Annotated in this window: 17 protein-coding genes; 1 reads left to right on the top strand and 16 read right to left on the bottom strand. The window is 52.5% G+C overall.

Features of this window, described 5'->3' with window-relative positions; translation table 11 throughout:
• Positions 1 to 32: 32 nt before the first annotated feature.
• From hisP to J4650_RS10105, 10 genes are all read right to left on the bottom strand, one after another.
• Positions 33 to 806, bottom strand: a complete 774-nt coding sequence (gene hisP / locus J4650_RS10150; protein ID WP_001293591.1) for a histidine ABC transporter ATP-binding protein HisP — start codon at positions 804 to 806, stop codon at positions 33 to 35.
• A gap of 13 nt (positions 807 to 819) precedes the next feature.
• Positions 820 to 1,527, bottom strand: coding sequence for a histidine ABC transporter permease HisM (gene hisM / locus J4650_RS10145; protein WP_000569771.1), 708 nt, complete (start codon positions 1,525 to 1,527; stop codon positions 820 to 822).
• Positions 1,524 to 2,210, bottom strand: a complete 687-nt coding sequence (locus J4650_RS10140; RefSeq protein WP_000965498.1) for a histidine ABC transporter permease HisQ — start codon at positions 2,208 to 2,210, stop codon at positions 1,524 to 1,526. The genes hisM and J4650_RS10140 overlap by 4 nt, the downstream gene beginning before the upstream one ends.
• A 180-nt stretch (positions 2,211 to 2,390) precedes the next feature.
• A complete protein-coding gene (hisJ, locus tag J4650_RS10135) occupies positions 2,391 to 3,173 on the bottom strand; it encodes a histidine ABC transporter substrate-binding protein HisJ (RefSeq protein ID WP_000731868.1) in 783 nt (260 codons plus the stop codon).
• Between the two features lie 237 nt (positions 3,174 to 3,410).
• On the bottom strand, positions 3,411 to 4,193 hold the full coding sequence (argT, locus tag J4650_RS10130) for a lysine/arginine/ornithine ABC transporter substrate-binding protein ArgT (protein ID WP_000754422.1): 783 nt from the start codon (positions 4,191 to 4,193) through the stop codon (positions 3,411 to 3,413).
• A gap of 288 nt (positions 4,194 to 4,481) precedes the next feature.
• Positions 4,482 to 5,051 carry a UbiX family flavin prenyltransferase gene (locus tag J4650_RS10125; protein WP_000825682.1) on the bottom strand — a complete coding sequence of 190 codons (570 nt, stop codon included), beginning with the start codon at positions 5,049 to 5,051 and terminating at the stop codon, positions 4,482 to 4,484.
• Positions 5,052 to 5,077: 26 nt separating this feature from the next.
• Positions 5,078 to 6,484: an amino acid permease gene (locus tag J4650_RS10120; protein ID WP_023993414.1), complete on the bottom strand. Its 1,407-nt coding sequence runs from the start codon at positions 6,482 to 6,484 to the stop codon at positions 5,078 to 5,080.
• 63 nt (positions 6,485 to 6,547) lie between these two features.
• Positions 6,548 to 7,651: an alanine/ornithine racemase family PLP-dependent enzyme gene (locus tag J4650_RS10115; protein WP_021000559.1), complete on the bottom strand. Its 1,104-nt coding sequence runs from the start codon at positions 7,649 to 7,651 to the stop codon at positions 6,548 to 6,550.
• A 1-nt stretch (position 7,652) separates the two neighbouring features.
• Positions 7,653 to 9,074 (bottom strand): APC family permease, encoded by a 1,422-nt coding sequence (locus tag J4650_RS10110; protein ID WP_000072512.1) that lies wholly within the window; start codon positions 9,072 to 9,074, stop codon positions 7,653 to 7,655.
• A gap of 90 nt (positions 9,075 to 9,164) precedes the next feature.
• Entirely contained in the window at positions 9,165 to 10,562 is a 1,398-nt protein-coding gene (locus tag J4650_RS10105) for an alanine racemase (RefSeq protein ID WP_023218364.1), read from the bottom strand.
• A gap of 210 nt (positions 10,563 to 10,772) precedes the next feature.
• Between J4650_RS10105 and J4650_RS10100 the strand changes: the two genes are divergently transcribed.
• On the top strand, positions 10,773 to 12,200 hold the full coding sequence (locus J4650_RS10100; RefSeq protein WP_000168928.1) for a sigma-54-dependent Fis family transcriptional regulator: 1,428 nt from the start codon (positions 10,773 to 10,775) through the stop codon (positions 12,198 to 12,200).
• Positions 12,201 to 12,235: 35 nt separating this feature from the next.
• Here the strand turns inward: J4650_RS10100 and purF are convergent, their stop codons facing one another.
• The 6 genes from purF to J4650_RS10070 all read right to left on the bottom strand — a co-directional run bounded on the left by purF (position 12,236) and on the right by J4650_RS10070 (position 18,314).
• Positions 12,236 to 13,753, bottom strand: coding sequence for an amidophosphoribosyltransferase (gene purF / locus J4650_RS10095; protein WP_000334205.1), 1,518 nt, complete (start codon positions 13,751 to 13,753; stop codon positions 12,236 to 12,238).
• A 37-nt stretch (positions 13,754 to 13,790) separates the two neighbouring features.
• Positions 13,791 to 14,279: a colicin V production protein gene (gene cvpA / locus J4650_RS10090; protein ID WP_000262102.1), complete on the bottom strand. Its 489-nt coding sequence runs from the start codon at positions 14,277 to 14,279 to the stop codon at positions 13,791 to 13,793.
• A gap of 311 nt (positions 14,280 to 14,590) precedes the next feature.
• Entirely contained in the window at positions 14,591 to 15,265 is a 675-nt protein-coding gene (gene dedD, locus J4650_RS10085) for a cell division protein DedD (protein ID WP_000157037.1), read from the bottom strand.
• The gene (gene folC, locus J4650_RS10080) at positions 15,255 to 16,523 is read right to left on the bottom strand and encodes a bifunctional tetrahydrofolate synthase/dihydrofolate synthase (protein WP_000792278.1); all 1,269 of its coding nucleotides are present in this window, start codon (positions 16,521 to 16,523) and stop codon (positions 15,255 to 15,257) included. Before folC ends, dedD begins: the two co-directional genes overlap by 11 nt.
• 67 nt (positions 16,524 to 16,590) lie before the next feature.
• Positions 16,591 to 17,505, bottom strand: coding sequence for an acetyl-CoA carboxylase, carboxyltransferase subunit beta (accD, locus tag J4650_RS10075; protein ID WP_000118383.1), 915 nt, complete (start codon positions 17,503 to 17,505; stop codon positions 16,591 to 16,593).
• A 149-nt stretch (positions 17,506 to 17,654) separates the two neighbouring features.
• Positions 17,655 to 18,314 (bottom strand): DedA family protein, encoded by a 660-nt coding sequence (locus J4650_RS10070; protein ID WP_000364318.1) that lies wholly within the window; start codon positions 18,312 to 18,314, stop codon positions 17,655 to 17,657.
• Positions 18,315 to 18,341 lie beyond the last annotated feature (27 nt).

Raw genomic sequence — 18,341 nt, 5'->3', positions numbered from 1 at the left:
TGCCCGGTACGCAATGCGCCGCCGGGCTTCTTTTATTTCAGCGAGCCTTTCAGGAATTGCTGTAAACGCGGGCTTTGCGGATTGCCGAACACCTGCTCCGGATCGCCCTCTTCTTCAATTTTCCCCTGATGCAGAAAAATAACGTGCGAAGAGACATGGCGGGCGAAGCCCATTTCATGCGTGACCACCACCATCGTTTTGCCTTCTTCCGCCAGTTGTTGCATGATGCGCAACACTTCGCCGACCAGTTCAGGATCGAGCGCCGATGTGGGTTCATCGAACAGTAAAACGTCAGGTTCCATCGCCAGCGCGCGCGCAATAGAAACGCGCTGCTGTTGGCCGCCGGAGAGATGGACGGGATATTTGCCCTGAGCGCGCTCATCAATCCCCACCTTCGCCAGATATTTCAACGCCCGCTCGCGCGCGTCGTGCTTGCTTAATCCCAGTACCTGAATCGGCGCTTCCATCACATTTTCCAGCACCGTCATGTGGCTCCAGAGGTTAAAGTGCTGAAACACCATCGTCAGGCGGGTACGCAACAAGCGTAGCTGATTTTTATCCGCCACTTTGAGCTGCCCGTCTTTGTCGCGCACCAGATTAATGTTCTGACCGTTCACGATAATCGCGCCTTCGCTCGGTTTTTCGAGGAAGTTAATACAGCGCAAAAAAGTGCTTTTACCGGAGCCGGACGAGCCGATGATGCTAATCACATCTCCGGCGCGGGCCTGCAGCGATACCCCTTTCAGCACTTCATGACCGCCGTAGCGTTTGTGCAAATCGATAACGTGTAATTTATTTTCTGACATCATGTTACTCGAATTATTTAGAGGACACGTGCTGCAACCAGCGTCTTTCCGCCCGACGGAACAGGCTTATCAGGACATACGAAATGAGTAAATACAACACGGCGGCAATGCCAAACGCGGTAAACGGCTGGTAAGTCGCTGAGTTAATATCGCGGGCGATTTTCAACAAATCCGGCACCGTCGCGGTAAACGCCAGCGCCGTAGAGTGCAGCATTAAAATCACTTCGTTGCTGTAGGCAGGCAAGGCGATGCGTAATGCCGACGGCAAAATAATGCAGCGATACATTTTAAATGACGAGAAGCCATAGGCCCGTGCCGCTTCAATTTCACCGTGCGGCACCGAACGAATCGCCCCCGCGAAAATTTCCGTGGTGTACGCGCAGGTATTCAGCGTCAGCGCCAGTACGGTACAGTTCAGTCCGCTGCGGAAAAACGCGTTAAGAAGATCGGTGCCTTTGACTATCTCCAGCGTATACATCCCCGAATAGAACACCAGTAGCTGTACGTACAGCGGCGTGCCGCGAAAAATATACGTAAACAGCCAGATGGGAAAACGGATGAATTTATTACTGGAAACGCGACCCACCGCCAGAATCACTGCCAGAAGACCGCCCATCACCACCGACGAAATTAACAACCACAGCGTAATCGCCACGCCGGTAAAACGATAGCCATCCGTCCACAGCAGGGATTTCCAGTACTCCTGAATGATCTCAATCACAAATCGGCCCTCTTCACGCCCACGGAATAGCGACGCTCAAGTAAGAGCAGCACACCATTGGAAACGGTGGTAAATACCAGGTAGATAAGTCCACAGACCACGGCAAAATAGAAAGGCTCCCAGGTGCTTTTACCGGCAAGCTGCGTGGCTTTGACGACATCTTCCAGGCCCAGCAGCGACACCAGCGCCGTCGCTTTGAGTATCACCTGCCAGTTATTGCCGATCCCCGGCAGGGCGTAACGCATCATCGCCGGGAACATAATCCGCCGGAAGGTTTGCCCGTGGGTAAAACCAAAGGCCGTCGCCGCCTCGATATGGCCTTTCGGCACCGCCATAAACGCGCCGCGAAAGGTTTCGGTAAAATAGGCGCCGTAGATGAAACCAAGGGTGATAATACCGGCCACCATCGGATCAATATCTATCTGGTCGATACCCAGCGAATCGGTCACCACGTTAAGCGCGATTTGCAATCCGTAAAATATCAGCAGCATTAAGACCAGATCCGGCACCCCGCGAATCAGGGTGGTGTACCCTTCAAAAATAAGCCCCGTTACCCGGTTTTGCGAAAGCTTCGCCCCCGCGCCGACGAGACCGATAAGCACGGCCAGCACCACGGAACTGAGCGCCAGTTCCAGCGTGACGATCGCGCCCTGTAAAATTACGCCTGAAAACCCGTACAACATGCAGCCTGTCCTGTTGTGTGTGGTGAAGTAAGAAGCCTCTTTTGCATTTTTGCCTCACATCACGCCGGATGGCGGCTGTGCCTTGCCCGGCCTACGATGCTCCGTAGGCCTGACATGCACAGCGCCATCAGGCAATGCAGACAGTCAACATTCTTTGGGCTTTATCTGCACCGACGGTGATTAACCGCCATAAACATCAAAATCAAAGTACTTTTTCGCCAGCTTTTCGTAAGTACCGTCAGCACGCATTTCAGCAAAGGCTTTGTTCAGCGCTTCGCGCAGCTCGTTATCCTCTTTGCGCAGCCCCATACCGGTTCCTACGCCGAATAACTTCTCATCTTTCACCGCCGGGCCGCCGAATTTATAGTCTTTTCCGACGGGCTGTTTAAGGAAACCTTCGCTGGCCGCGACCTCGTCCTGGAACGCTGCATCAATACGGCCAGCCGTCAGATCGGAATAAATGTTGTCCTGCCCCTGGTAAGAGACGATCTCAATCCCTTTCGGCGCCCAGTGCTCATTGCCGAAGGTCTCCTGCGTCGTCCCCTGTAGCACGCCGACGCGCTTGCCTTTCAGCGACGCGACGGTCGGCTGAATATCAGAGTTCTTCGCCACCACCAGACGGGAATCAGCGGCGTAAAGCTTGTCGGTAAACGCAATTTCCTGCTGGCGCTTTTCAGTGATGGACAGCGAGGACATGATGGCATCAATTTTCTTCGCTTTTAAAGACGGAATCAGCGCATCCAGCGGGTTTTCCACGAACGTACACTGTGTGTTGATACGTTTGCACAGCTCTTTGGCCAGATCGATATCAAAGCCGACCAATTCACCTTGTGCATTTTTGGATTCAAACGGTGCGTATGTAGGATCGGTACCGATACGAATCTTTTGTGGAATAGCGGCAAATGCTGCGGTAGCGCTGGAAAATGCCAGCACCAGAGAAAGGGATAACGCCAGTTTTTTCATAACTATCCTCAACAGACTGTCTTTCCAGGAGATCTTTACAGATCCGATGCGACTATCGTGCCATTAATCAGGCCGACAAGGCAAAGCATTCTACCTTGTCAGCCGGTTTATTTTGCATAAAAATCGATTAAGTATGCATTTATGCGCCTGTTCCGCAACGGCTTATGCACCAAAAAGGTGCAAAACATCTATTTTGCACCGTGATAGTTCCCCAGCGCGGCGCGTTATCCCCTTCCCTCAATCGCCGTAGACATTAAAATCGAAGTACTTTTTGGCCATTTTGTCGTAAGTTCCGTCCTGGCGCAGTTCGATCAGCGCTTTATCAAACGCGGCTTTTAGCTCGGTATCGTCTTTGCGCAGCCCAACCCCCGTCCCGTCGCCAAAATATTTTTTATCCTTCACGGAAGGACCGGCAAACGCATACTCCTTGCCCGCTGGCTGCTTCAGGAAACCTTCGCTGGCGGCGACTTCATCCTGCAATGCAGCATCCAGGCGACCGGCGGTTAAATCGGAATAGATAAGATCCTGGTTGGCATAAGCCACCACATCCACACCTTTAGTGCGCCAGTTATCATTGGCGTAAGCCTCTTGCGTGGACCCTTGCAGCACGCCGACATGCTTGCCTTTCAGCGATTCCAGCGTCGGCTGAATGGGAGACCCTTTTGCCGCAATCAGACGTGAATCCGCCGCGTAAAGTTTGTCGGAAAACGCAATTTCTTGCTGGCGTTTATCGGTGATAGAGAGCGATGAAATAATGGCATCAATTTTTTTCGCTTTTAGTGAGGGAATAAGCGCATCAAAGTCGCTGGCGACCCAGGTACATTTCACCTGCATACGCTTACACATTTCATTACCGAGATCGATATCAAAGCCAATAAACTCGCCTTTGGCATCTTTTGATGAGAAAGGCGCGTAGGTGGTATCTGTTCCAATACGAACCGTTTGCGGGAGCGCGGCGTAACTGGCCGCCGTCGCGCCCAGACCTATCAGCAAAGACAAAGCGAGAACGGTCTTCTTCATACATACCCCTCAAGTGGCGTCATTTTCTTATGTTTTACGTGGTGTTGTGTGTTTGCAGACTTTTTCATGCAGGTCTTATGCCATTTTCACGTCAGCAAAACGATTCGACGTTAAATTTGTTAATAAAACGTTGCAATATTGTCCTGATGTTGAAGATAGCAGGTATGACGGTTGAACCGCAGCGTTTCGGCGGCTTTTAACGAATTAAATGTTGAGGATATGATCGCGGTTACAAAATTGCCCTGAAACAGGGCAACAGGGACAATAATGCACGCTAAACAGACAACGCTATGCGCCCTGCCAGCGAACAAAAAGGTCGTGCGGAAGGGGGATGTCAAATTGATCCAACACTCGGTTAACCGTTTGATTTATAACATCATCTAACGTCTGAGGAAGGTGATAAAAAGCCGGAACCGGCGGCATAATCACCGCGCCTATCTCAGCGGCCTGGGTCATTAAACGCAAATGCCCGATATGCAGCGGCGTTTCGCGCACACACAGCACCAGAGGTCGCCGCTCTTTTAATATCACATCCGCCGCGCGGGTAAGCAGTCCGTCAGTATAACTGTGGACAATCCCCGACAGCGTTTTAATCGAACAGGGCAAGATAACCATTCCCGCCGTCGGGTAAGAGCCGGAGGAAATGCTGGCGGCAATGTCGCGCGCATCGTGCGTCACATCGGCCAGCGCCTGCACCTCGCGCAGCGAAAAATGGGTCTCCAGCGCCAGCGTTTGCCGGGCCGCCTGGCTCATCACCAGATGCGTTTCCACGCTATCGACATCGCGCAAAATTTGTAATAAGCGCACGCCATAAATCGCTCCGCTGGCGCCGCTAATACCTACAATGAGTCGTTTCATGTTCTCTTACCGTTTACGAGCGCCGTTCATCCCACTGTGTTACGTAACCGGCTCAAAGTGGGTCTGAAGAGATACCATGACAAAAGAATCCCTATCATAAAAGCCAGCTCAACCAACATTATCACTACCCCCTGCTCACTAAACCAGGTGCCGACCATAATGGCAAAATTGGTGATAATGACAAATCGGGCCGTCCAGGGGAAAAGCGGCGATCGATAGCGTAGCAAATCGCTGGCGTACGTGCCATTACGCACCGATTGCCGGAAGCGATACTGGCACCATCCAATGGTTATCCATGCCAGGCAACCCACCTGCCCGGTACTGGCGATCAGATATAAATAAAATTGCTGCGCGGGAATATAGCGGGTCAGCAACGACACCAACGCCAGCAAGGCCGTGATTAAAATAGCATACACCGGCACGCCGCCGCCGTTCGTTTTACCAAAGCAGGCTGGCGCAAAGCAATCGCCCGCCATAGACCACAGCATACGCGAACTGGCGTAAATGGCCGAATTAGCGGCAGAAACCGCGGCGGAAAAGATCACCAGCGTCATCAGCGTATCCGCCCCCGGAATGCCCGCGTGGGAGAATACCCATACAAAGGGACTTTGTCCATTTGGCGTCAGTTCATGCGGATAGACCAGCGCCAGCACCGCAATCGCCAGGCCGTAAAACAAAATGATTCTGAGACCGATCCCCAGGATCACCTTCGGTAAAATAATGTGCGGCGATTCAGTCTCCCCTGCCGCATTTCCGACCAGTTCCCCCCCCTGGAAGGAGTAAATCACGATCGTCATACAGACCACAATTTGCTCCCAACCGTGGGGAAACCACATTCCGTCTGTTTTTAACGTCGGGTGCCAGTCACTATGGCCCATTAGCGAGTAGATCATGACCCCGCCCGCGCAGATAAACAGCACGATCGCGAAGACCTTAATGGCCGAAAGCCAGTATTCGCATTCGCCAAAACTTTTTGCGGAGGTAAGATTGATGGCCGTCAGGATGAGCAGAATCGCCAGGCAGAACATATATACCGGAACCGCGGGGAAAAACTGGTGAGCAATAAACCCTGCGGCAGTGAGGTCGGCCGCCAGGGAAAAGACCCAGCTAAACCAGTAAAGCCAGCCAATGGTATAGCTCCAGCAAGGTGACGGCATAAACATCAGCGCGTAATGTTGAAATGAACCGGAGTGAGGAAAGGCGCATGATAATTCGCCAAGACACATCATCGTCGCCAGCATAATGGTTCCGGCAAACAGATAGGCCAGTAAGGTTCCCGCCGGCCCGACGCTGCTTAACGGTTCGGCAATGCCGATAAATAAGCCGGTGCCAATCGTGCCGCCCAGCGACATCATCAGCAGATGCCGTTTCTTCAGGTTACGCCGCAGACCGCCTTCAGGCTCTGCTGGCGGTGATTGTTGCAGGGTATCCATCGTTACTCCCTGTCTTTCGTGAGGTCAAAGATGCCGCCGCGACATAGCCGCGGCGGTTATGCGTTAACGCGTAAACCTCCAGGCGACGCCTTTGGTCTGGCAGGCCATTAACAGGCCCGTATAATCCAGCTCAAAGCGAACCACATCGCCTACTTTTAGCGACTGACGACAATCTTCAATATCCACCAGCGTATGATCGCTGGTTTGTCCTAAGATAGTGATAGCGTCGTCGCATGGTACACAGTTATCCGACGGCACATCCTGGCGACCAAACGCCAGCAATGCGCGTCGGCGTATGCCACGATCGACAAAGGTTTTACTTTGCAAAAAGGCATCGACGCCCAGCTCCCCGACCGGGACGGTCGGTTTACTGTTCAGTTCGATGATTTCCGCTTCCAGGATATACATATCGGAACAGGCTTTATCGACCGGTTTTGCGGAGTGGTGAAATTCATTCAGGTATTTCATGTCCACATATTCAATGCCGAATTCATGCAGTCCGCCGATACGCAGATGATTCAGTCCCTGCGGCCAGATACCTTTATCCAGCAGGTGATAGCTGGTGCAGTTTCCCGCAGAAAGCCGCCGGACAGGAATACCGCTGTCAGCTTCCAGCCGGGCGGCCAGCGCCAGAAAATCCTCGCCATTTTTTACCGTTGGCAACACGGTGCCGTAACAATTAAAGTTGGTGCCCAGTCCATATAATTCCAGACCGGGCAGACCAGTAATCAGAGTCACGGTCTCAAGAATGCGTTGATATTCACTAAACCAGATACCCTCGCGTAAATCGCCCATATCCACCATCAGTAATACCTGATGCGTTTTCCCCTGGCGTTGGGCTTCTTGCGATAATGCCCGTAATACCACCGGCTCGCTATTTAAACTAATATCCGCGTAGCGCACCACATCTTCGATTTCACTCAGACACGGACTGCGTAACAGGCAGGTCGTACATCCTGTCTCGCGTATTTTTTTCAAATTATAGGTTCGTGATTCAGCGATAACGGTAATTCCGCCGTTGAACACCGCCTGCGCGGTTTCCACGCAGCCGTCAAAAACTTTATTGACAGCCATCACGTCAATACCGCTACTTGCCAGCAGAGCTTTTTCCGTGCGGGCGTTTTCTTCCAGCTTGCGTAGATTTATTTCCAGAACTGGCATATACATTTTATTTTCCTCCCGCCATGCTTAAACGGGCATTACGTTTCTGCGCCCGATGGTAAATGTACTCCGCGACGACAACCGCCAGCACGGCTCCGCCAATAATTTTCCCGGCGTACTGGAAATATCCGCCCATATCAATTTGAGAAGGCGGAATAAATAACAGCGCAACGGCAAAGGCGATAGAAAGAAAGCCCAGCGCGGGTAAAATAGCCGGTAAAACCTTGCCCGGAATTTTAAAACTTCTTGGCGTATCCGGCTGGGTCTTACGTAAACGCCAGAACGCCGGGAACATCACCAGATAAGGAATAAAATAGGTGATGGTCGTTAGCGCCGTTAACATCCAGTAAGCCGCCGCAACGCTTGGCGAAATAAAAGTCGAAAAACACAGGACCGTGACAATAATCGCCTGTACAGTCAAGGCAAAGGCGGGCGTTTTCCACACCGGATGTAATTTGCCGATTCGGTCCCCCAGCAGATTATCTTCACGCGAGGCTTCCTGGAGCATATAAATCGGCCCCACCAGCCAGGAGTTAATCTGCCCGAGAGCGCCAAAAAACATACAGATGGCCATAACAGGAATTAACCACGGCATATGCAGCGTGTCCGCAGCAGCATGCATAGCCTGCATGACGCCTGCCACAATGTCGGTTTTCCCGGCGGGTAAAAGCGTGTTTAGCGCCCAGGTGCCGACCATATAGATCCCAACGATAACGGCAGCGGAGACGGCCATCGCTCGCGGAAAATCACGCTGTGGATTACGGGTACGCCCGGCAATCATCGGGGCGACCTCCAGTCCGGCAAACGCAAACATCATGCTGGATAAGAAAACGATCGTATCCCAGTGTCCGAGATCCGGAATCCAGTTTTTCGCTGTAGTGTAGTCCGTCTGCATCTGGTGTCCGGTACATAGCCATACCACCGCCAGTAAAATGAGGATGGCGGAGGGAATAAATACGCCGCACCAGGCGCTGATGCTATTAATAATTTTTGTCCATTCCATCCCGCGGATATTCATCAGCGTTAATAGCCAGAAAATTACCGCGGAACCAATACCGATAAATGCTTTATTTTCCGCCAGGCCGCCGCCGATCATATAGCCCAACGCGGTAAAGCCGAATTGCAGCATTAATGGGAAAAACAGTACGCAGGAAAAGAGAAAACAAACCACGACAATCCATGCAATACGTTTACCAAATGCCTCTTTAATCCAGACAAATATCCCGCCATCTTTCGGCCAGCCGGTTGACAGCTCGCCGCATACCATCGCTAAAGGAAAAAACAAACAGAATGCGGCGATCACCCATAACAACATGGCCGATGCCCCGTAAGGCGCCACGTTAGGGATTTGCCGCAAACTCAGAATAGCGATGACATTCATAAAGACAATGTCTTTGATGCCAAGTAAGCCAGAATTCGTGTTACTCATGGCCATCTCCTGTTATGCATTCAGGCATCACTGCCCTCTTCTTATCATCTGACGACGGGCTTCAGCATGAAACTGAAGCCCAAAACAGTATTAATAAATGTCGTACTTGACCATATCTTCGTAACTGTCTTCCCGACGAATCAGACGCGTGTCACCATTTTTATCGATCATCACCACGCTCGTGCGCGGACGGTTGTTATAAACGGTTTGACTTTCAATGGTGTATGCCCCGGCATCAAGAAATGCGACAATATCGCCAACATGAGTCTCCTTCGGCAGTAAAAACTCTTCGCCTTTCACTCCCATGTGGAAATAATCTCCGCCATCACACAGCGGCCCGGCTAATTTTATCCAGGCGTCGTGCGCTGCCGTCATGCGAGAGGCGTTATAGACATAAAAGAACCAGTCAAAATGCTGGCTGTCAGAGAGTACGCTGTAACCGGCGTCGACAAATTTCCATTCAACGTGGCATTCCACATTGCCGTTAAGATCGTAATTTGTTTTACGTTTTTCGCAGGAGACTTCCGTCAGTAACACCGCCGCCGACCCGGTCACTTTACGTCCAGGTTCAATACATATTTCCACATCGGTACGCCATTTATGCACTTCGCGAATGACCGCATCGGCAAAATCCTGGGCGGTAATACCGGCATACATATTATCTTTTAACGGGTCGCCATTCTCATCGTCATATTTATAGGGAACCGGAATTCCGCCGCCCACGTTGATCAAATCAAATTTAATACCGAGCACCTCTTCCAGGCGACGGGATTCATCCACCAGCACTTTAGTCGCTTTTGCGAAAGGCTCTGACTCCGGCACCTGATCGCCCACATGCATATGCAAGCCGCGCAAATGCACATAAGGCATCGCCAGAATGCGGCGGCAGGTTTCTTCCGCCTGTTCCAGGTCGAGACCTGACTTCGCATGGAAAGCGGTAACCAGTTCCGCATGCGTCGCCGAGGGAACATTCGGCTCTACACGGACGCAAACATTGGCGACTTTCTTCAGCTTGCGAGAGATGGCATCAATATGTTCCAGCTCATACAGGCTATCAACATTAATAAGATACAGATCGTTGGCGATGGCATATTCCAGATCGGCAGGCTTTTTCACCACGCCGTTGAAGACGATCTGATCGCCGCGAAAGCCTATCTCCAGACACTTGCGAACCTCATATTGTGAGTTTGCCTCCGCGCAAATTCCGGCGTCACGAATGGCTTTCAATACCCCCATGACCGAGCAGGTTTTTGACGCAAAGAAGGTTTTGGTATTTTTATGCGCCGCAAATGCCTGCTGGATTTCATGAATGTTACGAATAATCTCCGGCTCAGAAAACACATAGAACGGCGTGGGGTACTGGCGCGCCAGAGCGTCCAGATCGACCCCTTCAAAACACAAATGACCGTCTTTGTGCTGGAAACGGCGATCGCCGTTGATTACCTGCTCACGTAGCTGGTTGTAATTCTGCATAATCGAGTCAGTCATAACGCCCTCTGCTTAATGTTTATGGTAAAAATCCGCATTCTTTACAGGGATAAAGCAAAAGGCATGCCACTATTTTTTATCATCATAATCAATTACTTATAAAAATAAGCTTTTTCTCATTTTCGTCATTGAGTTTGTTATTCATCACAACGACGAAAATTCGTCACTTTTATAATGGCAACATGAACAATAGATATGAGGAATGCATGTATGGCATCCACCAATCAGGAACTGGCCTCGGCGCTCAGGATGTTTTCCCGCTTTTTCGATTTGATTCATCAGCCGTTGGCCGTCATTAATGAGCGTGGTGAATACGTTTACTACAATCAGGAAAGCGCGGATCTGGACGGCTACAGCATTGAACGGGCAATGGGAAAACATATGCTGGATGTCTATCCGGGCATGAAAGAGACGCAAAGTACGATGCTTTCATCGTTAAAAAAAGGCGTGGAATACATTGGCCATTATCAAATTTATTACAATGCGCGAGGCCAGGCCGTTGACTATCAGCACACCACCGCACCGCTCTATGCAAGCGATGGCGGCATGGTCGGCGTTATCGAAATCGGCAGGAATATGTCCGGCGTCAGGCGGCTCCAGGAGCAGGTGGTAGAACTGAACCAACTGCTGTATGCCGATCGCCATGAGAAGCACCATGCCATTATTACCGAAAACCCGGAAATGCTCAGTAATATCGCCAAAGCCAAACGGCTGGCCGCCAGTAATATTCCGGTGACGATTGTCGGGGAGACGGGTACGGGTAAGGAGCTATTTTCCCGCCTGATACATCAATGCAGCAAGCGGGCGAATAAGCCATTTATCGCCCTGAACTGCGGCGCTCTACCGCCTACGCTTATCGAAAGTACGCTTTTCGGCACCGTGCGCGGCGCCTATACCGGCGCGGAAAATAGCCAGGGCTATCTGGAGTTGGCAAACGGGGGAACGCTCTTTCTTGATGAGCTGAACGCCATGCCGATAGAAATGCAAAGTAAGCTGCTGCGATTCTTGCAGGATAAAACCTTCTGGCGGCTCGGCGGACAACAGCAACTCCACTCTGATGTCAGGATCGTTGCCGCCATGAACGAAGCGCCCGTCAAATTAATTCAACAAGAACGCCTGCGGGCGGATCTTTTTTATCGGTTGAGCGTCGGAATGTTGACGTTACCGCCGCTGCGCGCCCGCCCGGAAGATATTCCCTTACTGGCAAATTATTTTATTGATAAATACCGTAATGATGTGCCGCAGGACATTCACGGACTAAGCGAGACGGCGCGTGCTGATCTGCTCAATCACGCCTGGCCGGGTAATGTCAGGATGCTGGAAAACGCGATTGTACGCAGCATGATCATGCAGGAAAAAGACGGGCTGCTGAAACACATCATTTTTGAACAGGACGAGTTAAATTTAGGCGTACCGGAAACCGCGCCGGAAAATCCCCTTCCCTCGTCACCCGATCCGCAGTATGAAGGGTCGCTGGAGGCACGGGTTGCCAACTACGAAAGGCATTTAATAGAAACCGCGCTGGATACGCATCAGGGGAATATTGCCGCCGCGGCCCGTAGCCTTAACGTATCCCGCACCACGTTACAGTACAAAGTACAAAAATACGCTATTCGCTTCGGCGTGGTGCGTAATTGACATCGGCCAGCGGCATTGCGCCGCTGGCAAAGCCATTAGCCTTCGTTATGCATTTCCAGGTTTTCCATTTCGTTCTGGAACAGCACCGCTTTGGCGTCGTCATTACGTAATGAATCCAGGAAGTCGAGGTATTGCTGGTCTACGTCTTTGGTGACATATACCCCGTTAAATACCGAACATTCAAACTGCTGGATATCCGGGTTTTCCGCGCGTACGGCTTCGATCAGATCATTCAGATCCTGGAAGATAAGCCCGTCTGCGCCGATAATCTGCCGAATCTCATCCACCTCGCGACCATGCGCGATCAGCTCATTGGCGGTCGGCATATCAATGCCATAGACGTTGGGGAAACGAATTTCCGGCGCGGCGGACGCCAGATAAACCTTCTTCGCGCCGGCTTCCCGGGCCATCTCGATGATCTGCTCTGATGTGGTGCCACGCACGATGGAATCATCCACCAGCAGGACGTTCTTATCGCGGAATTCCGCGCGATTAGCATTGAGCTTACGGCGCACGGATTTACGGCGTAGCTGTTGGCCCGGCATGATAAAGGTACGTCCCACGTAACGATTTTTGACAAATCCCTGGCGGTACGGCTTGCCGAGAATACGGGCAATTTCCAGTGCGATATCGCAGGAGGTTTCCGGGATAGGGATCACGACGTCGATGTCCAGATCTTCCCATTCACGAGCGATTTTTTCGCCAAGTTTGGTGCCCATATTCACACGAGCGCTGTAGACGGAGATTTTGTCGATAAAGGAGTCCGGGCGAGCAAAGTAAACGTACTCGAACAGACAGGGATTACTGACCGGATTATCCGCGCACTGGCGCGTGAACAGTTGCCCCTTTTCGGTAATATAGATAGCTTCGCCCGGCGCGACATCGCGCAGAAACTCAAAGCCCAGCGTATCCAGCGCCACGCTTTCAGAAGCGACCATATACTCCGTACGACCATCGCCAACGTCACGCTTGCCCAGCACTAACGGGCGAATGCCGTGCGGATCGCGAAAAGCCACCATGCCGTGGCCGATAATCATCGCCACGCAGGCATAGGCGCCGCGGATTTGACGGTTAGTCGCGGCAATCGCGGCAAAAATATTGTCGGCTTCCAGCGGATAGTGACGGAAGTTGTCGAGCTCGCTGGCGAAAATATTGAGCAGGATTTCGGAATCGGAGGTGGTGTTGATATGACGGCGCTTTTCTTCAAACAGCTTTTTACGTAGCTCGTGCGCATTAGTCAGGTTGCCATTATGGGCCAACGTGATGCCATACGGCGAGTTAACGTAAAAAGGTTGCGCTTCGGAAGCGCTGGAGCTGCCTGCGGTAGGGTAGCGTACATGGCCGATCCCCATGTTGCCCTGCAAACGCTGCATGTGGCGAGCTTCAAAAATATCGTTCACCAGCCCGTTTGCCTTACGCAAGCGGAAGCAGTTATTCGCATCAATGGTGATGATACCGGCAGCATCCTGACCACGATGCTGGAGCACTGTTAACGCGTCATAAATCGACTGGTTGACCGGCATAACACCGGCGATACCGACAATACCGCACATACGTCATTTTCCTCGTTAAGCCACATCTCAGAACCTGTTACGTCCTGGGCAAGAAACTCGACGAGCTTTGCAGATAGTCAAAGAACCATCTGATGATGAAGCTGAACTGCGGGATGAGCTGCGATTTGCTCCAGTCTTCGCTTTTCGACAAGCCGGTAAAGGTATCAAGGAAGAACAGAATGGCGGCGACAATCAGCGCGCCTCGCAGTGCGCCGAAACAGATCCCCAACACCCGGTCAGTTCCCGACAGGCCGGTCTTTTCTACTAGCTGACCTATCACAAAATTCACGATAGCGCCGACGATAAGCGTCGCGATAAACAGTACCGCGATAGCAATCCCATTACGAACCAGTTCGTCTTCAAAGCCCGTAAACCAGACAGACAGGTAAGTGTAGTAGTGACTGGCGACAAAGAAAGCACAACCCCACGTCACCAGCGATAACGCTTCACGAACAAAGCCGCGGATCAGGCTAACCAGACAGGAAAAAGCAATCACCGCGATAATGGCGTAATCAATCCAGACCATAGATGTCCCACGATTTTACGCCCTGTCGTCCTGTTCGGGGCGCATTCTAACAGAAAAAGAAAACGTTTGCGTAGGGATTTCCTTCCCACGCGTAAATAAAAATGGCGCTGAAAAAATATTCAACGCCATCACACTTTTTATCTCTTCGGGCACGACCAGAAGAGCTGCCATCGGCCTGATAAGCGCAGGATACCAGGTTTATTCCTTCTGCCGGATGGCGACGTAAACGCCTTATCCTGCCTACAGAACTTCGGCTATTTACCAGGTGAACACCGTAGGCCTTAACGCTGCGCGCTCAGGCAAAACGCGCCTTAGTTCGGGCTATATCCCATCACCACGCCGCTTAACCCGGAAATCTGCTTGAGCTCGCCAAGCGATCCTTTCATCTTATCTTTCGACGCATCCGGCCCGACGAGAATACGGGTTATTTTACCCTGTACCGGCGTTGAGGGGGAAGTATAAACCCGGAACCCGGCGGAACGAAGCTTGCCGACTATCTCGTTGACTTTATCCGCATTTTTCAGCGCGCCCAACTGTACGACATAGGCTTTGCCGGTCGGCGCAGGTTTATCGTCGGCGACTGGTTGCGGCGCGGGCGTCGGCGTGGAAGCGGCGACAACCGGCTGTTGCGGTTTAGGCTGCGGCTTCGGCTTTTCAACCGGCTTCGGTTTAGGCGTCTCCACCGGTATCGGATCAAGCTCGACATTGTTAGACGCCATGCGCGACGGGTCCAGCGATGGCGCTGCCGCATCTCCCGCCCGCACCTCTTCAGCCGCCCCTTCCGGCGGCTGTGTCGGCAGCGCCTGCGTTGCGGCAGGCATCATATCCGGCTCATCGCGGTCGCCAGGCTTCGGTACCAGTGGAATCGCAGCAAATTCATCCTGATAATGCTTTTTCTGTCCGTCCAGCAGACCGGGAAGCACAATAACCCCCAGCGCGACTAACACAATCGTGCCGACTAAACGATTCTGAAACTTACTCGCCACCGATTCTCCCCGCGTCTATCACTTCCATAACATGTGCGACGGTGTGGAACGATCCGCACACCAGCACGGTATCTTCTGGCTGCGCCGCGTCGATAGCGGCCTGCCATGCCTGCGCGACGCTATCATAGACATTCCCTTTCCCCAGATGTTCCAGAAGTTGTTCCGCCGTCGCGCCGCGCGGCCCCTCTAACGGAGCACAATACCAGTCGTCAACCACGCTTTTCAACCAGGCTAACGTGCCGGCGATATCTTTATCATGCAGCATACCAATCACCGCAAGCACGCGCCCGCGTTTCGGCAACATTTTCAGACGACCCGTCAGGTATTCCGCCGCGTGGGGATTATGGGCGACATCAAAGATAACGCGCGGCGACTCACTCACGATTTGAAAACGTCCCGGCAAGGTAGCCTGCGCAATACCGTCGCGAATCGCCTGCTCGTCAATATTCAACCTGCTGGCGCGCAGCGCGGCCAGAGCGGTGGCGGCATTCGGCTGGGGAACCTGCGGCAACGGCAGTCCGGCAAGCGTGCCGTCGCCATCGGTAAACGCCCACTGGGTCGCTGTCACCTCATAACGCCAGTCAACGCCGCGACGCCGCAACAGCGCGCCGGTCTCCTGCGCGACATCCGCGATGGTTGCCGGCATTTCCGGTTCGCCGACGATAGCGGGTTTTTCCGCACGAAAAATCCCGGCTTTCTCGCGGCCGATACTTTCGCGATCCGGCCCCAGCCAGTCAGTATGGTCAAGCGCGATGCTGGTAATTACCGCTACATCGGCATCCACAATGTTCGTGGCGTCCAGGCGCCCGCCCAACCCGACCTCCAGAATCACCACGTCAAGGTTAGCCTGTTTAAACAGCCACAATGCCGACAACGTGCCATATTCAAAATAGGTCAATGAAATATCGCCGCGCGCCGCTTCTATTTCCGCAAAGGACGCGGTATGCGCGGATTCCGCTAATTCTTTCCCTTGCACGCGCACGCGCTCGGTGTAACGTACCAGATGAGGCGAACTATAGACGCCCACACGGTATCCCGCCGCGATTAACACCGACTCCAGCGTTCGACAGGTCGTACCTTTGCCGTTGGTTCCCGCAACGGTAAAAACGAACGGCGCAGGCTTGAGGATGTCCAGACGCGCTGCCACCTGGCTTACGCGCTCAAGGCCTAAATCGATACTCTTGCTGTGCAGGTTTTCCAGATAAGAAAGCCACGAGGCCAGGGGCGACGCAGCTTGAGGTATAGATTTGTTTTTCATTGATTCCGCTGCTTCTTTACGGTGAAAAGCAAAAGGGCAGAGCCTGCGGCCCTGCCCTTTTCAGTTATCAGGCCTCAGACTCCTGATCCGGCGCCGGAGGCACCACCACGCCTTCACGCGGGGCGTCCGGGTTCGGCGCGGGCAGATTCATCAGCTTCGCCAGAATGCTCGCCAGCTTCAGGCGCATTTCCGGGCGGCGAACTATCATATCAATAGCGCCTTTTTCGATCAGGAACTCACTGCGCTGGAATCCCGGCGGGAGCTTCTCACGAACGGTTTGTTCGATAACGCGCGGGCCAGCGAAGCCAATGAGGGCTTTTGGCTCGGCGATGTTGAGATCGCCCAGCATCGCAAAACTGGCGGAAACGCCGCCCATTGTCGGATCGGTCAATACCGAGATGTAGGGCAGACCACGTTCCTGCATTTTAGCCAGCGCCGCCGAGGTTTTCGCCATCTGCATCAGCGACATCAGCGCTTCTTGCATACGCGCGCCGCCGGAAGCAGAGAAACACACTAACGGACAGTTGTCTTCCAGCGCCTGTTCAACGGCGCGAACGAAGCGTGCGCCAACGACAGACCCCATTGAGCCGCCCATGAACGCGAATTCAAACGCGGCGGCGACAACCGGCATACCGTGAAGCGTCCCTTTCATGACCACCAGCGCGTCTTTCTCGCCGGTTTCTTTCTGCGCGGACGCCAGTCTGTCTTTATATTTTTTGGAGTCGCGGAACTTGAGCACGTCTTTTGGCTCCAGCTCGCTACCCAACTCCACAAGGGAACCTTCATCTAACAGGCTATGCAGGCGATTGCGCGCCGACATGCGCATATGATGGTCACACTTAGGACAGACCTCAAGATTACGTTCCAGCTCAGCGCGGTATAAAACCTGACCGCAGCTATCACACTTGGTCCACACCCCTTCAGGAATGCTTGCCTTGCGGGTGGGAGTAATGTTGCTTTTAATTCGTTCAATCCAGCTCATTGGTGACCTTTCTGCCTGAACCTTAGTCAGCTTTATTATAAGGGGCGCATAATGCCATTTTTGCCCCCAACAGACCATGAATGTTGCACATTAAAACATAACAGCCCGAAACTTTGGATAAAAAAGTGGTCGAACCGCTGAGTTACTTTCTATTTTGCGGCACGCGACGCAGCGCGCTTATGCCGGACAATCTCAATGACGCCAGGTAATATCGAAACCACGATAATCCCTACAATCAGCAGCTTAAGGTTATCCTGAATCAACGGTATCGTACCGAAGAAATAACCGGCGTAGGTAAAGAGCAGCACCCACAGCAGCGCGCCGATGACGTTATAGGCGGCAAAATGCCGATAGGACATGTGCCCCATCCCTGCCACAAACGGCGCAAAGGTTCTGACGATCGGCACGAAGCGAGCGAGAATGATAGTTTTACCGCCGTGTTTTTCATAAAACTGGTGGGTTTTATCCAGATAACTGCGGCGGAAAATTTTCGAATTCGGATTACTGAACAGTTTTTCGCCGAACAGTCGACCAATCGTGTAATTTACCGCATCGCCGACAATTGCGGCGATCAGCATTAACGCCACCATGACATGCACATTGAGATCGTTGGTTTCCAGCGAAGCCAGCGCCCCGGCGACAAACAGCAGCGAGTCGCCCGGCAGGAACGGCGTGACGACCAGGCCGGTTTCACAAAACAGAATCAAAAACAAAATAGCGTACACCCAGACGCCGTACTCCGCGACCAGCTCCGCCAGATGCACATCGATGTGCAGAATAAAATCAATAATAAAGTAGATCAGGTCCATATTTGTCTTTGCCTTTCTACCCGACAC

The sequence above is a fragment of the Salmonella sp. 32120201201600049SM genome, assembly GCF_017572835.1.
Lineage (GTDB): Bacteria > Pseudomonadota > Gammaproteobacteria > Enterobacterales > Enterobacteriaceae > Salmonella > Salmonella enterica.
The sequence above is the reverse complement of the archived record's forward strand: the minus strand, read 5'-3'. Positions and strand labels throughout refer to the sequence as shown.

Excerpts from the sequence above, each read along its gene's own strand:
- J4650_RS10120 (WP_023993414.1), bottom strand. The coding sequence starts at position 6,484 with ATGGATACCCTGCAACAATCACCGCCAGCAGAGCCTGAAGGCGGTCTG.
- hisP (WP_001293591.1), bottom strand. The coding sequence starts at position 806 with ATGTCAGAAAATAAATTACACGTTATCGATTTGCACAAACGCTACGGC.
- cvpA (WP_000262102.1), bottom strand. The coding sequence starts at position 14,279 with ATGGTCTGGATTGATTACGCCATTATCGCGGTGATTGCTTTTTCCTGT.
- purF (WP_000334205.1), bottom strand. The coding sequence starts at position 13,753 with ATGTGCGGTATTGTCGGTATCGCCGGTGTTATGCCGGTCAACCAGTCG.
- J4650_RS10115 (WP_021000559.1), bottom strand. The coding sequence starts at position 7,651 with ATGTATATGCCAGTTCTGGAAATAAATCTACGCAAGCTGGAAGAAAAC.
- J4650_RS10110 (WP_000072512.1), bottom strand. The coding sequence starts at position 9,074 with ATGAGTAACACGAATTCTGGCTTACTTGGCATCAAAGACATTGTCTTT.
- accD (WP_000118383.1), bottom strand. The coding sequence starts at position 17,505 with ATGAGCTGGATTGAACGAATTAAAAGCAACATTACTCCCACCCGCAAG.
- J4650_RS10105 (WP_023218364.1), bottom strand. The coding sequence starts at position 10,562 with ATGACTGACTCGATTATGCAGAATTACAACCAGCTACGTGAGCAGGTA.
- J4650_RS10100 (WP_000168928.1), top strand. The coding sequence starts at position 10,773 with ATGGCATCCACCAATCAGGAACTGGCCTCGGCGCTCAGGATGTTTTCC.
- folC (WP_000792278.1), bottom strand. The coding sequence starts at position 16,523 with ATGAAAAACAAATCTATACCTCAAGCTGCGTCGCCCCTGGCCTCGTGG.
- J4650_RS10125 (WP_000825682.1), bottom strand. The coding sequence starts at position 5,051 with ATGAAACGACTCATTGTAGGTATTAGCGGCGCCAGCGGAGCGATTTAT.
- J4650_RS10140 (WP_000965498.1), bottom strand. The coding sequence starts at position 2,210 with ATGTTGTACGGGTTTTCAGGCGTAATTTTACAGGGCGCGATCGTCACG.
- J4650_RS10070 (WP_000364318.1), bottom strand. The coding sequence starts at position 18,314 with ATGGACCTGATCTACTTTATTATTGATTTTATTCTGCACATCGATGTG.
- argT (WP_000754422.1), bottom strand. The coding sequence starts at position 4,193 with ATGAAGAAGACCGTTCTCGCTTTGTCTTTGCTGATAGGTCTGGGCGCG.
- hisJ (WP_000731868.1), bottom strand. The coding sequence starts at position 3,173 with ATGAAAAAACTGGCGTTATCCCTTTCTCTGGTGCTGGCATTTTCCAGC.